This window comes from Kitasatospora sp. NPDC056800, from assembly GCF_042789775.1.
Lineage (GTDB): Bacteria > Actinomycetota > Actinomycetes > Streptomycetales > Streptomycetaceae > Kitasatospora.
This window is the reverse complement of record NZ_JBHUAL010000084.1, coordinates 1-14178: the sequence shown is the minus strand read 5'-3', so window position 1 is coordinate 14178 and position 14178 is coordinate 1. Positions and strand designations below refer to the sequence as shown.

13 protein-coding genes are annotated in these 14178 nt (G+C 72.5%); 5 read left to right on the top strand and 8 right to left on the bottom strand.

Features of this window, described 5'->3' with window-relative positions:
- Positions 1 to 90: 90 nt before the first annotated feature.
- The 4 genes from ACFRQN_RS19675 to ACFRQN_RS19660 are packed head-to-tail and all read right to left on the bottom strand — an operon-like array spanning position 91 to position 6563.
- A complete protein-coding gene (locus ACFRQN_RS19675; protein WP_380741369.1) occupies positions 91 to 1194 on the bottom strand; it encodes an enolase C-terminal domain-like protein in 1104 nt (367 codons plus the stop codon).
- A complete protein-coding gene (locus ACFRQN_RS19670) occupies positions 1191 to 1706 on the bottom strand; it encodes a DUF1360 domain-containing protein (RefSeq protein WP_380741368.1) in 516 nt (171 codons plus the stop codon). The genes ACFRQN_RS19675 and ACFRQN_RS19670 overlap by 4 nt, the downstream gene beginning before the upstream one ends.
- 3 nt (positions 1707 to 1709) lie before the next feature.
- The gene (locus ACFRQN_RS19665; RefSeq protein ID WP_380741367.1) at positions 1710 to 4772 is read right to left on the bottom strand and encodes an FAD-binding and (Fe-S)-binding domain-containing protein; all 3063 of its coding nucleotides are present in this window, start codon (positions 4770 to 4772) and stop codon (positions 1710 to 1712) included.
- Between the two features lie 3 nt (positions 4773 to 4775).
- Positions 4776 to 6563: a thiamine pyrophosphate-requiring protein gene (locus ACFRQN_RS19660; protein ID WP_380741366.1), complete on the bottom strand. Its 1788-nt coding sequence runs from the start codon at positions 6561 to 6563 to the stop codon at positions 4776 to 4778.
- A 346-nt stretch (positions 6564 to 6909) separates the two neighbouring features.
- Here ACFRQN_RS19660 and ACFRQN_RS19655 point away from each other — a divergent pair, with 346 nt between their 5' ends.
- Together ACFRQN_RS19655 and ACFRQN_RS19650 are read left to right on the top strand one after the other, a co-directional pair.
- Complete coding sequence (locus tag ACFRQN_RS19655; protein WP_074003026.1) at positions 6910 to 7404, top strand: SRPBCC family protein; 495 nt, start codon at positions 6910 to 6912, stop codon at positions 7402 to 7404.
- On the top strand, positions 7386 to 9062 hold the full coding sequence (locus ACFRQN_RS19650; protein ID WP_380741364.1) for a phytoene desaturase family protein: 1677 nt from the start codon (positions 7386 to 7388) through the stop codon (positions 9060 to 9062). The genes ACFRQN_RS19655 and ACFRQN_RS19650 overlap by 19 nt, the downstream gene beginning before the upstream one ends.
- A 19-nt stretch (positions 9063 to 9081) precedes the next feature.
- Here ACFRQN_RS19650 and ACFRQN_RS19645 read toward each other — a convergent pair whose 3' ends face one another.
- From ACFRQN_RS19645 to ACFRQN_RS19635, 3 genes are all read right to left on the bottom strand, one after another.
- Positions 9082 to 9627 carry a DUF6328 family protein gene (locus ACFRQN_RS19645; RefSeq protein ID WP_380741363.1) on the bottom strand — a complete coding sequence of 182 codons (546 nt, stop codon included), beginning with the start codon at positions 9625 to 9627 and terminating at the stop codon, positions 9082 to 9084.
- Positions 9628 to 9915: 288 nt separating this feature from the next.
- Positions 9916 to 10260, bottom strand: a complete 345-nt coding sequence (locus ACFRQN_RS19640; protein ID WP_380741362.1) for a hypothetical protein — start codon at positions 10258 to 10260, stop codon at positions 9916 to 9918.
- Positions 10261 to 10518: 258 nt separating this feature from the next.
- Entirely contained in the window at positions 10519 to 10773 is a 255-nt protein-coding gene (locus ACFRQN_RS19635) for a hypothetical protein (RefSeq protein ID WP_380741360.1), read from the bottom strand.
- A gap of 481 nt (positions 10774 to 11254) precedes the next feature.
- Between ACFRQN_RS19635 and ACFRQN_RS19630 the strand changes: the two genes are divergently transcribed.
- From ACFRQN_RS19630 to ACFRQN_RS19620, 3 genes are all read left to right on the top strand, one after another.
- Positions 11255 to 11677, top strand: a complete 423-nt coding sequence (locus ACFRQN_RS19630) for an SsgA family sporulation/cell division regulator (RefSeq protein WP_380741359.1) — start codon at positions 11255 to 11257, stop codon at positions 11675 to 11677.
- Between the two features lie 40 nt (positions 11678 to 11717).
- Positions 11718 to 11840: a hypothetical protein gene (locus ACFRQN_RS19625; RefSeq protein ID WP_380741357.1), complete on the top strand. Its 123-nt coding sequence runs from the start codon at positions 11718 to 11720 to the stop codon at positions 11838 to 11840.
- A 137-nt stretch (positions 11841 to 11977) separates the two neighbouring features.
- On the top strand, positions 11978 to 12928 hold the full coding sequence (locus ACFRQN_RS19620) for a DUF5655 domain-containing protein (protein WP_074003032.1): 951 nt from the start codon (positions 11978 to 11980) through the stop codon (positions 12926 to 12928).
- An 84-nt stretch (positions 12929 to 13012) separates the two neighbouring features.
- Here the strand turns inward: ACFRQN_RS19620 and ACFRQN_RS19615 are convergent, their stop codons facing one another.
- Positions 13013 to 13762 (bottom strand): site-specific DNA-methyltransferase, encoded by a 750-nt coding sequence (locus tag ACFRQN_RS19615; RefSeq protein WP_074003033.1) that lies wholly within the window; start codon positions 13760 to 13762, stop codon positions 13013 to 13015.
- Positions 13763 to 14178 lie beyond the last annotated feature (416 nt).

Here is a 14178-nt window from a genome sequence, read left to right as displayed (position 1 = left end):
GCGTGTCCGCGGCCGGGTGGACGCGGAGCGCCGGGAACGTGCACGGTCCGCGGAGGCCGACGGCCGTCGTCGGGAGCGGGCCGGATCTCCTCAGGCGCGGACACGGTAGCGCTCCGCCGTCTCGGTGCGGATGGCCAGGCCGAGGCCTGGCTCCCCGCTGTGGCCCGGGCGGACCAGTCCCCCGTCCGGGTCGAGGGTTCCCTCGAAGAGGAGGTTCTCGATCCGGACGTGGTCGTGGAACCACTCCAAGTGCCGCAGGTTCGGCACGGCGGCCGCGGCGTGTGCGTGGACGTGCGGGGCGCAGTGTCCGGACAGCTGGAGCCCGTGGGCCTGGGCCAGGGCGGCTGCGCGCAGCCAGACGGTGATGCCTCCGCAGCGGGTGGCATCCGCCTGCAGGCAGTTCATGGCCGGGGCCATGCGGGCGAAGTAGGGCAGGTCGTATCCGTACTCGCCGGCCGCGACGTCGGAGGTGACGGCGTCGCGGACGTGGGCGAGGCCGGTGAGGTCGTCCGAGGAGACGGGCTCCTCGAACCAGCTCACCCCCAGGCCGGCCAGCGTCTGTCCGACGCGGACGGCCTGTTTGCGGGTGTAGGCGCCGTTCGCGTCCACGTACAGGGCGGCGTCGTCGCCGACCGCCCGCCGGGCCTGCTCGGTGCGTTCCAGGTCGCGCCGTTCCCGGCTGCCGCGGCTCTCGCCGATCTTGATCTTGAATCGGTGGAAGCCCTGTTCGGCCCAGCCCGCGAGCTGCTCGGCGAGTTGCCGGTCGGTGTAGGTGGTGAAGCCGCCGCTGCCGTAGAGGGGGACCTCATGGCGGGCGGCGCCGAGCAGGTCGACCAGGGGCAGGCCGAGCAGGCGGGCCTTGAGGTCCCACAGGGCGATGTCGACGGCTGAGATCGCGCCGGCGACCAGCCCCGGGCGGCCGATGTTGCGCACCGTGCGGCTCATCGCCTCGTTGGCGGCCGGGACGTCGAACGCCGGGCGGCCGATGACCGTGTCCCGAAGGTGCCCGGTGATCACCTGGGCGGTGGCGGGGGCGCCGTAGGTCCAGCCCAGGCCGGTGGTGTCCCCGCCGTGGACACGGACGAGGATCATGGTGGTGGAGTCCCAGGCGAGAGTGCCGTCGGCTTCCGGAGCGTCGGTGGGGACGTCGAGGACCTGCACGTGCAGGGACTCCACGGTGGCGGTGACGGTCATGGCGTCTCGTCGGCCGCGTGCTGGGCGGCGGCGCGGGCGAACTGCAGGAAGTCGGCGCCGGCCAGGGCGGCCAGGGTGGCGGTGACGAGCCTGGTGGCGCGCGGAGCGAAGACGGACCCGGCAGTGCCCGCGGTGGCGACCCACAGGCCGGTGCAGAACGGGCAGGTGACCAGCTCGCCGACGGCCTTGCGGGCTCCGGTGCCGCGCACGTCCTCCTCCAGCTCGGCCGGGCCGGATGTGCCCTCGAAACGGGTGAACGGCGCGCGCAGCGGGCTGGTGACCGGGTCCTTGGCGATCAGGCGGGAGAGCTGGTGGGTGGCCAACGCGTTCAGGGCGACGTCCCACGGAGTCGGGTGGGGCAGCTCTCGGCGAAAGGCCCGGGCGGCTGCGGCGGTGCCGAGTACCGCGGTGGCGTACAGGGCCATGAGGCCGGCGTAGGCCGCGAGCGGGCGGTCGTTGTCGCCGGTGTAGGCGCGGGCTTCGCGGTGGAGCCGCTCGTGCAGGGACCGCATGGTCTACCTCCTCCTGGCGCGGTGGCGCCGCGCGGCGGCAGCACCGGCCGCCGCCAGGCCTGTCATCGCGCCCGCGACACCTGCGGTCAGCAGGCCGGCCACCGCGTTGCGGGGTTGCGGGCGCGGGATCGTCTTCTCCGGATGGTCGGCGGGCGGCGGCCCGTCCAGTGCCAGGGCGAGGGCCTCGGCCACGTGCACGGCCAGCCGTCCGGTCGAGGACTGTTCGATCTGGGTGCGGCAGCTGAAGCCGTCGGCCAGGACGAACGCGCCGGGGGCCGTGTCGCGCACGGCCGGAAGGACGCCTTGCTCGGCGATGGCCTGGGACAGGTCGTAGTGGCCCCGCTCGAAGCCGAAGTTGCCGGCCAGGCCGCAGCAGCCCTCGTCGAGCACGTTCGCGTCCAGCCCGGCGCGGCGCATCAGTTCACGGTCGGGGTCGGTGCCGAGGACGGCGTGCTGGTGGCAGTGAGTCTGCACGGTCGCCGCCCGGCCGATCCGGGGCGGTTGCCAGCCGTGGGGGGCGTGGTTGACGAGGTGTTCGGCGAAGGTGCGCGTCTGCGCGGCCAGGCGGGCGATGTCCTGGTCACCGTCGAGCAGGTCGGGGGCGTCCGCGCGGAAGACCGCGGTGCAAGAGGGTTCGAGCCCGATGATCGGGGTTCCGGCCTCCAGCCATGGGCGCAGGGTCCGGATGGTGCGTTCGAGGACGCGACGGGCGGTGGCGAGCTGCCCGGTGGAGATCCAGGTCAGGCCGCAGCACACCGGCCCCTCGGGTACGGCGACGTGGAAGCCGGCGTCCTCCAGGACGCGGACGGCGGCGTCGGCGACGTGCGGGTGGAAGTGGTTGGTGAAGGTGTCCGGCCAGAGCAGGACGGTGCGCGGGTCGCGCGGGTCGGGCCCCGCCCAGCCCTGCCGGTGCCGGGTTTCCTGGAACGATTCGGCGGCGAAGAGGGGTGCGGCGCGGCGCGGGTCGATGCCGGCCAGCCGCTTCCCCAGCCCTGCGAGGCCGGGGGCGTGCAAGGCCGCGTTGGCCAGGCCCGGCGCTGTGCGGGCCAGCCGTGCCCACAGCGGGAGCCAGCCCATCGCGTAGTGGGCGGCCGGGCGCACACGGCCCTGGTAGTGGTGGGCGAGGAACTCTGCCTTGTAGGTGGCCATGTCGACGCCGACCGGGCAGTCGGACTTGCAGCCCTTGCAGGCCAGGCACAGGTCCAGTGCGTCGCGGACCTCGGTGGAGCGCCATGCGCCGGTGACCGGGGAGTCGTCGTGGCCGCCGAGCATCTCGAACAGCAGCCGTGCCCGGCCGCGGGTGGAGTGCTCCTCCTCGCCCGTCGCCCGGTAGGAGGGGCACATCACCCCGCCCTGGTGGGTGCGGCAGTTGCCGATGCCCACGCAGCGCAGCACCGCGCGGGTGAAGTCGTGGTCGTCGTCGGGATACCCGAAGTGCGTCCGCTGCGGTCGGGGCCGCCAGTCGGCGCCCAGGCGCAGGTTCTCGTCGACGCGGTGGGGGTGGACGACCTTGCCGGGGTTCATCCGGTCGCCCGGGTCGAACAGGGCCTTGACCTCGCCCATCGCCTCCACGAGCCCGGGGCCGAACATGCGGGGCAGGAGTTCGCCGCGGGCCTGCCCGTCACCGTGCTCACCCGACAGGGAACCACCGTAGGAGGCGACCAGGTCGGCCGCGTCGAACAGGAACGCCCGGAACGCCTCGACGCCCTTGCCCTCGCGCAGCTCGAACGGGATCCGGGTGTGGACGCAGCCCTGCCCGAAGTGCCCGTACAGGGAGGCCTGCTGGTAGCCGTACCGGTCGAACAGCCGCTCCAGGTCTCGCAGGTAGTCGCCCAGCTTCTCCGGGGCGACCGCGGAGTCCTCCCAGCCCTCCCACGTCTCGGAGCCGTCCGGCGGGCGGGCGGTCACGCCCAGACCCGCCTCGCGGGCCCTGAGCATCTCCCGCTCCCTCGGGGGATCGTCGGACAGCGCCACCGACGGGTCGTCCTCCTCGCGGCCGATCGCCCGCAGCAGCTCGAACGCCCGCGCGTCCGCCTCCTGCTTCGTGTCGCCGGTGAACTGGACGAGCAGCCAGCTGTCGCCCTCGGGCAGGCTCTCCAGCGAGTCCAGGTAGGCGTGCTCCTCGCGCATCAGCTGCGCCATGCGCCCGTCGATGGCCTCCAGCTGGGTGGGGCGGCTGTGCGCGAGCAGGTCGGGGACGGCGTCGGCGGCCTGGTAGATGTCGTCGAAGCCCAGGACCAGCAGGGCCTCCGCCGCCGGCACCTCGACCAGGTGCAGTTCGGCGTGCAGGAGCGTCACCAGGGTTCCCTCGCTGCCGACCAGGGCGCGGGCCACGTCGAAGCCGTTCTCCGGCAGCAGGGCGTCCATGTTGTAGCCGGAGACCCGGCGCGGGATCTTCGGGTAGCCACGCCGGATCTCGGCCAGGTGCCGCCCGGTGATGTCCCGCAACCCCTGGTAGAGCCGGGCGCGCGGTCCTGCTTCGGCCGCGATCCGCGCGTACTCGTCCTCGCTGGTGGGACCGGCCCAGAACCGGGTGCCCTCGTAGGTGAGGACTTCCAGGCGGTGGACGTTGTCGGCGGTCTTGCCGTAGGCCTGGGCGGACGCTCCGCAGCTGTTGTTGCCGATCATGCCGCCCAGCGCGCAGTGGCTGTGCGTGGACGGCTTCGGCCCGAACCTGAGCCCGTGCGGAGCGAGTCGGCGGTTGAGCTCGTCCAGGACGATGCCCGGCTCGACCACACAGGTCCGCGCTGTGGGATCCACCGAGACCAGCCGGTTGCAGTACTTGGTCCAGTCGACGACCACCGCCTCGTTGGTGCACTGCCCCCCGAGACTGGTACCGCCTCCGCGGGACAGCACCGGGGCGGCGAACCGGGAGCAGACGCCCACCGCGGCAGCGCCGGCCTCGACCGTGCGGGGCACGACCACCCCGAGCGGGACCTGACGGTAGTTGGAGCCGTCGGTGGCGTACGCGCCGCGGCTCCCCGCGTCGAAGCGGACCTCACCGTCCACCTCGGTCCGCAGGGCCGGCTCGAGTGCGGCCAGGTCCACCTCCTGGCGCCCGGACACCGGTCAGCTCCGTCCACTGCCGGGCAGGAACTCCTGGACCTTCGCCTTGACGCCCTGCTGGACCACCGATCCCCGGTCGCTGTCGCCCCTGAGCACCGACAGGGCGGCGGCCTTGATCTGGTCCCAGGTGGCGTGCGGCGGGATCGGCGGCACCGCCGGGTCGGTGCGGAAGTCGATGACGAACGGCCGGTCCGCGGCCAGTGCCCGGCGCCACGCCGGCTCCACGTCCTCCGGCTTCTCCACCCGTACGCCGCCCAGACCGAACGTCCGGGCGATGTCGGCGTAGCGCACGTCCGGAAGGCTCTGCGAGGGCTCGAACTGCGGCGCGCCCTGCATCGCCCGCATCTCCCAGGTGACCTGGTTCAGATCGTGGTTGTTCAGCACCGCGACGACCATGCGCGGGTCGGCCCACTCCCGGTAGTACTTCGCTGCGGTGATCAGCTCCGCGAGGCCGTTCATCTGCATGGCGCCGTCGCCGACGATCGCGATCGCGGGCCGGTCCGGGTGGGCGAACTTCGCGCCGATCACGTAGGGCACCCCCGGCCCCATGGTCGCCAGCGTGCCCGACAGCGAGCCGCGCATGCCGCCGCGCATCCGCAGGTGGCGGGCGTACCAGTTCGCCGCGGACCCGGAGTCCGCGGCCAGGAGCGCGTTGTCGGGCAGCAGCGCGTCGAGGGTGTGGACGACGTACTCGGGATTGATCGGGTCGGCGGACACGTCGGCTCGGCGCTGCATGACCTCCCACCAGCGCGCCGCGTTGTCCTCCACCGTCTTGCGCCATGTGCCGTCCGCCTTGCGCTCCAGCAGCGGAATCAGCCGGCGCAGCGTCGAGCCGGCGTCGCCGACGAGGTTGACCTCGAACGGGTAGCGCAGCCCGATCATGGACGGGTCCAGGTCGATCTGCACCGCGCGCGCCTGGTCGAACTCGGGCAGGAACTGGGTGTAGGGGAAGCTGGAGCCGACCACGAGGAGGGTGTCGCAGTCGCGCATCATCTCGTAGGACGGGCGGGTGCCGAGCAGGCCGATCGAGCCGGTGACGTACGGCAGGGTGTCGGGCAGCGCGTCCTTGCCGAGCAGGGCCTTCGCCACCCCGGCGTCGAGCAGGTCGGCGACCTGCTCGACCTCGGGCCGGGCCGAGCGGGCGCCCTGCCCGATCAGCATCGCGACCTTCTCCCCGGCGTTGAGGATCTCCGCCGCCCGGGCGAGGTCCGCCTCGGCCGGTACCGGGGCGTAGTGCGGGACGCCGAGGCTGGAGGGAACCTGCTTGAACGCGTGCGCCGGCGCCTCGTAGTCGAGTTCCTGGACATCGGCCGGGATGATCACCGCGGTGACCGTGCGGCGGGTCGCCGCGATGCGCATGGCCCGGTCCAGCACGTTGGGCAGCTGAGCCGGCACGGTCACCATCTCGCAGAACTCCGAGGCCACGTCCTTGTACAGGCTGGCCAGGTCGACCTCCTGCTGGTACGAGCCGCCCATGGCGCTGCGGTCCGTCTGCCCGACGACCGCGACGACCGGGACGTGGTCGAGCTTGGCGTCGTAGAGGCCGTTGAGCAGGTGGATCGCGCCCGGCCCGGAGGTGGCCACGCACACCCCGGTGCGGCCGGAGAACTTCGCGTACCCGACGGCCTGGAAAGCGGCCATCTCCTCGTGCCTGGCCTGGATGAACCTCGGCCGGTCCTCCGCCCGGCCCCAGGCCGCGAGCAGCCCGTTGATGCCGTCCCCGGGATAGGCGAAGACGTACTCCACCTCCCAGTCGCGCAGGCGCTCCAGCACGTAGTCGGAAACCTTCATCACCGAACTCCTCCACAGCGCGGGCGTGGCTCCTGGTGGGCGAACGAGGCCCGGAGAGCGGCTAACCGCTCGCGCCGCGATGAAACCGCCGAAGGTGATACCGCCCGGTGTCCGTGCGGTATCACCTGCCGGCCCGCAGGCCGTGGGCGGGCATGCCGGACTCGGCACAGACGCTGCCCTGGACGGGGCCCGGCGGCGACCAGTCGAGGTTCCGGTGGAACGGGTGGCCCTGCCCCACGGCGGAGAACGGGCCGATGCGAGTGTCGCGTTCAGGGGAATTCACCGGGTATGCGCCTTTTGAGGTACGGGTGATTCGTCAGGGAGCGGACACGAGGAGGCACAGCCGATGGCTGTGAGACACGTCCTGATAGAGCGGGCTCCGCAGGCGGTGTGGAGCGTGTTGGGCGACCCGGCCGCGTACGGCCGGTGGGTGCCCGGCACGGAGCGGACCCGCCCGGGTGAGGGCCGGTGGCCCGCAGTCGGGTCGAGCCTGCGCTACACCGTCAGCGCCGGCCCGTTCCGCTTCGAAGGCCACACCGTCGTACGTGTGTCCGACAGTGGGCACCGGCTGGAACTGGAGGCCTTCGCGGGGCGGCTCGGCACCGTCCGGATCGCCATCGAGCTGATCGCGTGGGGCGACGCCACACTGGTGATCGTCGACGAGCACCCGCTGCGGGGCCTGGGCGGGAGCCTCCACACGGCGCCCGCGGACCTGGTGCTGGATCTGCGCCACCGCCGACTGCTCGCCTGCCTCGCCCGCACGGTCGAGCAGGCGCCCCGGGCGGCCGACCTGGAAGCGTCCGCGTCTGGGGGAGGTCCGTCATGGCCGACGCCGTCGTGATCGGGGCCGGGCCGAACGGTCTGGTCGCCGCGAACGTGCTGGCCGACGCCGGCTGGGAGGTGGAGGTGCTGGAGGCCCAGGACCAGGCCGGCGGCGCTGTCCGCAGCGACCGCGGCGTCCACCCCGACTACGTCAGCGACCTGTTCAGCTCGTTCTACCCGCTGGCCGCCGCCTCGCCGGTGATCGCGGCCCTGCGCCTCGAAGAGCACGGCCTCGCCTGGAGCCACGCGCCGATCGTGCTCGCCCATCCCCTGCCCGACGGCCGCTGCGCACTGCTGCGGCGCGGACCGGAGGCGAACATCGACGACATCGGGCGGAGCTTCGGCCGGCCGGACGCGCTCGCCTGGCGACGGCTGTCACAGCTCTGGCAGGAGCTGGACCCGTGCCTGGTAGGGGCGATGTTCGCGCCGTTCCCACCGGTACGCGCCGGCCTGGCGCTGGCCGCACGTCTCCGGGCGCCCGGCCTGCTGCGGCTGGCCCGCTTCGCGGCGCTGCCCGTACGGCGACTGGCCGAGGAGGAGTTCGACCGGGACGGCCCGGGGCTGCTGCTGGCCGGCTGCGCGCTGCACGCCGATCTGCTGCCCGAATCGCCGGGCAGCGCCGCCTTCGGCTGGCTCATGGCCATGCTCGGCGAGCAGTACGGCTGGCCGGTACCGGTCGGCGGAGCACGCGCCCTCAGCGGCGCCCTGGTGCGACGCCTGGAATCGCGCGGAGGCACGATCCGCTGCGGCACCGCGGTCAGCGAGGTCGTCGTCCGCGCCGGCCGGGCGCTGGGCATCCGCACCGCCCAGGGGGACTACGTCCGCGCGCACCGAGCCGTGCTCGCCGACGTGCCCGCTCCGCACCTGTACGGCCGCCTGGTCCGGGAAGGACACCTGCCGCCCGGATTCCGCGACGCCGTACGCCGCTTCCAGTGGGACTTCGCCACCGTCAAGGTCGACTGGGCCCTCGACTCGCCGATCCCCTGGACCGCCGAGCAGGCACACCGGGCTGGCACCGTCCACCTCGGCACCGACTGGACGGAACTGAGCGACTACGCACTCCAGGTCAGCACCGGCCGTCTGCCGGCCCGCCCCTTCGGGCTGCTCGGCCAGATGACCACCGCCGATCCGTCCCGCTCACCCGCGGGCACCGAATCGGCCTGGATGTACACCCACGTCCCCCAGCACATCGCCGACGACCTCGGGCCCGACGGCATCACCGGGTCCTGGGACGACAGGGAAAGCGAAGCCATCGCCCGCCGCATGGAAGCACAGGTCGAACGCTTCGCCCCCGGCTTCACCGACCGGATCCAGGCCCGGCGCGTACTCACCCCGCCGGTGCTGGAACACCTGGACCAGAACCTGGTCGGCGGGGCGATCAACGGCGGCACCGCGGCCCTCCACCAACAGGCGCTGCTCCGCCCGCTACCCGGCACGGGGCGGCCCGAGACCCCCATCCAGCGCCTCTACCTCGCCTCCGCCTCGGCCCACCCGGGCGGTGGCGTGCACGGCGCCTGCGGCGCGAACGCCGCCCGCGCCGCGCTCCGCGCCCAGGGAGCCCTGACCGGCCGGCTGCTGCGACCCGCCCTGGCCCGCGCCCAGCTTGCCCTGTCCGACCCGGGCGGGGGGCGAGACGGCGTGACGCCGTCGGGCGGGCGGGACCCGCAGCCCGGGTAGGCCGGGACTGCAGGGGCTGTCACTGCGGGGGGCGGCCACCGCCGCGGCGGGCACCGAGCCCGGATACGGCAGCCCGGCGCGCGGCGGCCGTGCGACGCAGCACGACCTGGGGCAGGACGAGCCAGCTGGTGGCGAACCAGATCAGGCAGGCCGCACTGAGGCCCCAGGCGGCAGCCGGGCTGCCGGTGGCGGTGCGCAGCAGGAGCAGCAGCGCGGCGGCGATGGTCAGGGCCAGGGTGGTGAGTCCGACGGCGATGAGGCGACTGGCGACGTGGACCAGTTCGGGTTTCATGCCGTGGCCGGTGAGGAAGCGGTGGAAGGCCACGGGCGCGATCAGGGCTCCGGTGGCGACGGCGCCGAGGACGACGGTGGCGACGTAGAGGTTCTTGTCGAAACCGGGCAGGGCGGCGAAGCGCGGGGTGAAGGCCACGCCGATGAGGAATCCGAACAGGATTTGTGCGCCGGTCTGGCACACGCGGACTTCCTGGAGCATCTCGCTCCAGAGCCGGTCGGCCCGTTGCTGGGGCGTCTCGTCCCGACCCGGTGCGCCGTCGTTCTTCGTCAACGAATCCTCCCCGCCTACAGGCGGTCCTTGTGGCGGCTGGTGCGGGCCCGTACGCGCAGCAGTTCCTCCCCGTGGGGCGCGATGGAGCAGGGTGAAGGCGGCGACCCGGAGCAGGGTCAGTAGAGGAGAAGCACCTGATGGCGCTTTCCACGTCGCCGAGCGCGACGTTCACCGGCACGTCGGGGCGGGAGTGCCGACTTTCCCACCGGAGCGGGTGATCAGGCTGGGCACCGGGCGGCTCCTGTGGGGTAGCGGCCACGACGGGCACTGGTCAAGGAGAGCCGCAGGTCAGGGACGGTCCTCGTGATGGCCGCACAGCCACGCCAGCGCCTGATAGGTGCCCAGGGCGTACGCGGGGTCCGTGCGTTCTTCCAGGGCATCGCGCAGGCGGACCGCGGCGGCCTGGCATTCGGCCAGCAGCTGCGCCCGGCACGGCCCGGTGGCCCCGAGCGCGGCAACAGCGGTGACCGGTGCCGCGATCTGGGCTCCGGTGGCCCACCGGTAGGCCCCCAGAACCCCGTGGTCGAACCCGCCCCAGGGCTGGGGGCGCCGATTGGCGGTCTCGATCGCGTCGAACACCTCGTCCAGCGGGCGCACCCCCACCGCCGGGATCGTCGTCTCGTCACTGGTCATGCCCGCAACCTACGACGACTCGCAGCCACTCGCCGCCGGGCCCGACAGCCGGATAGTGGACCGGCAGGGTTCCGGGCCATCGGATCCGGCGCAACCGAGTGAACCCCCCTGCCAGGCAGCGGCCCAAAAGCCGAACGCGGCATCGCCTCGGCGGTCCCGCGCCAAGCCCCCTCGAACGCTCCGCGGCCCCACTCTGAACGGCGCTTTCGCGCTGCGGCGGCGCCAGAGCACAACCGAGAGCTGCCCCCGGCGGATCGCTCAGTCGCTTTCCGCAGGCAACGCAACCCGGCGCACCTGCCCGGCCTCCAGTTCGACGACGACGGCCAGCACCGGATGCAACCAGCGCACCACCGACCGCGCGCCCGGATGCGGCTGCCGAAGCAGCCCGGCGACCAACGCCCCGAGCTCCACCCGCTCCCGCTCGGAGATCTCCCCGGTCACCAGCCGCCGACCGTCGGTGAGCACCACCAGCAACCGCTTCCACTCGCCCGGTTCGCCGACAGCCCCGGTCACCCAGCCCTTCACCGTGACCTACCCGGGTGCCGCTCCGACGCGGACGGCACAAGCATCAGCAAACTCCCTCCGTACACGGGACGCGATCATCCGAGCATGCCATCACGCATCGTCGGAGACGATCCGCACGGCGGCTCTGGCCCGTCGTTTCCCACAGGCCCGTGATGAGCAGCCGCCCGCCGGAGGACCTGCCCCGCACGGTACGCATACCTGCCGGACAGGCCGGTGGTCCGCGCCGGCCGTGTGCTCCTGGCGCTCCCGGCAGACGGAGAATCACGTTGCAGAGGGCGTCGGCGCGCTCGTCCCTGTCCGGCCTGCCGAGCTCCACCCATGTGGCTGCGACATGCAACACTCCTCGAAAGCAAGGGAGTTGTGCAGATATCCGGCCTGCCGACTGGCGCGTGGGCGCTGGGGTAGGCGCGTTGGCATGCGTCGGCCCACCGGAGGCCGACGCACACAGCCGTCGCAGGAGGGTGATCCGATGCAGAAGTCCGCTGTCCGCCCGATGCCCGTCACGTTCCCCGACAGCCCGCTGCCCGACGTCCCGGTCGACGTGGAGCTCCGCTTCGACACGGCCCTTCCGTATGCGGCATGCCTGGTGTTCCCGCTGACCCCGTGCGGCTGCACCGGCTCCGACGCCGAAGTGTGCTGGTACTTCAGCCGGGATCTACTGAACGAGGGGCGCCACGTCCCCAGCGGCACCGGGGACGTCAAGATCAGCCCCGGACCGGTCGGCGAAGTCCTCATCACCCTGCAGGGCCCCGACGGCCAGGCGGTGCTCAGCGCCCCGGAGGACGCCGTGACAGCCTTCCTCACGGACTCGTTCACCCTGGTGCCCGCAGGTTCGGAAACCGACCACCTTGATATCGACGCCACCCTCGCCCGGCTGCGCGCCGCTGGCTAACCGCACGAAGTGCGCCGGCCGGGCGCCCGGCGCCGCACGGGTGCCGATGTGCGCCCCGGTCACCTATGCCAACGAGGACGCCTGGGATCTCCTCGGGGACTACGTCGCATGGCTGGCCGCGGGACTCGCGGCACTGCCGGTCAGCCTCACCGCGCGGCTGTGACCTGCCCTGGCAGCTCCGGCCCGTCAACCACAGCCGGGCCTTCCTCTTCCGGTCTCATCTTGACAGAGAGGGGAACAGGAATAGGCCGCTCCTCTTCCTGATTGGTCTTTGCATACGGTCGTGCGAAGGGGGTAAGGGTGGCCGATCTGAAGGTGTTCCGGCGGGGTGCCGATGGCCGGGATGTCGAGCTGCAGGGTTCGACGGTGGCGCGGGAGCAGCAGGAACTGCAGCGACGGGTCGAGGCGGCGCTGGAGCCGATGCTTGGGGTGCGGTTCCTGGCATCGGAGTACGTGACGGGGCCGTGGCACCAGGGGCGGATCGACACGCTCGGGCTGGACGAGGACGGCGTGCCGGTGATCATCGAGTTCAAGCGCCGGCGGGATGCCGGGGTGATTACCCAGGCGGCGTCCTACCTGGTCTGGTTGCTGGCGCACCGGCACGAGTTCGAGGCGCTGGTGCGTAGACGTCTGGGCGCCGATGTGGCGGAGGCGGTCGATTGGCGACGGCCTCGGGTGATCTGTGTCGCGGGCGAGTTCTCCCGCCATGATCGGGCTGCCGCCTCGCTCTACCAGCGGGACTACCGTGTGGACCTGGTGCGCTACCGGGTCTTCGGTCCCGACCTGCTGACGCTGCAGCTCGTCGAGACCGTCCCGGGCTTCTCCGCCGCAGGGTTCGCGCCGATGCCGTCCGGTGCGGGCGAAGCTGCGGACGACGAGCCGGACGTTGTCGCGGTACCGTCGGGGTCCTCGCAGGTGGAGGTGCCGGGGTGCCTGCGGGAGCTGTACGGCGAGCTGGACGAGGCGCTGACCGCGGCGGGCGAGCTGGAGGTGGTGCTGCTCAAGCACTACATCGCCTACCGGCGGCTGCTGAACGTGGCGTCAGTGATCTTCCGGCCCTCCGTGTCGCACAGGGCGATCCTGGTGTACCTGCGGCTGAACCCGGACTCGGTGGAGCTGGAGGAGGGCTTCACCCGCGACGTACGCGGCATCGGTCACCTGGGGACGGGTGACCTGGAGGTGCGGATCGCCTCGTCGGCGGACGTGGAGAAGGCGGTGCCGTTGATCCGGCGGGCGGTCGAGGAGTCCTGAGGGCCTTGGAAGGGCGGCTGGAGCGTGGTGCTCCGGCCGCCCTTTCGCGTCTTCGGACGATCGCTGTGGCGGCGGTTCTCATGCTCACGCCTCCGGTCCGGCGAGGGTGAAGTCGTCCTGGGTCTGCTCTGCTCGCAGTCGCTGTTCGGCGATCTCGGCGTAGTGCGGGGAGAGTTCGACTCCGACGAAGCGCCGGCCTTCGCGCAGGGCGGCGACGCCGGTGGAGCCGCTGCCGGTGAAGGGGTCGAGGACGGTGCCGTCCTCGGGGCAGATCCGGACGAGCTGCTGCATGATCTCCAGCGGCTTCTGGGTGATGTGCACCCGGTCCTTGCGGGGCTGGCTGGCGATGAAGTGGCCGGGCAGATAGAGGTCGCGGCCGTTGTCGAGGGTGCCCTTGACGCCCCAGGTGATGAACTCCGCGGACTGTTTGAAGCCGCCCTTCCTCGGGCGGCTGGCGGGCTTGATCCAGGGGATGGTGCCCTGCCAGGTCCAGCCGGCCATCTGTAGAGCGTCGCTCGTGGTGGGCTCCTGCCGCCAGTCGGAGAAGACCATGGCGACCGAGTGCTCGGTGCTCGCCCGGTAGGCCTCGGTGAGGAGTTCGGTGAGCCAGGCGCGATAGGAGCGCTGGTCGCGGTTTTCGCCGGGGAAGGTCTTGAGGTCGTGGGCGGAGCCGCTGGTGACGTACTTGGCGCGGGCGTCGCGGCTGGTGCGCTCGGAGCTGGTCCGGCCGCCGCTGTTGTACGGCGGGTCGGTGATGACCGCGTTGACGGATTCGTCGGGGAGGTTCTTCAGTACGGCGAGGGCGTCGCCTCGGTGGAGGGTGAAGTCGTTCACGGGGGCCTTCCTCGGGCAGGGGTGTACCGGCTCCGGGCGGCGCGCCGTGGCAGCCGCCGGGAGCGGTGGTGCAGGGGACGGTAGCCGCGATCGGCAGCCGTGCCTAACGGACAGCACGAGGACGTCGGGGCTGGTCGGGGCTCGTTTGGTGCGGCCGGAGTTCGCGTCTACTGTCTCGCCATGCCAACCGGGCAGCGGGCCAAGTCGGCCCGGCCCGAGGCGCATTGGCCCGCGCTGTCCCGCCCAGGCGAGACCGCGCGACGGAGTGCGCGAATCTTCCCTACGCCCGAGGGGTGCCTCGTGTTCCAGCTGAGATTACGAGCGCGGCCGGCTGCCGCGCGTGACCCGAGACCGGCGTCCGGGAGCTACCAACTCCCCCGACCCGGACCCGCCCTGAACGGCGGTTTCACCACCAG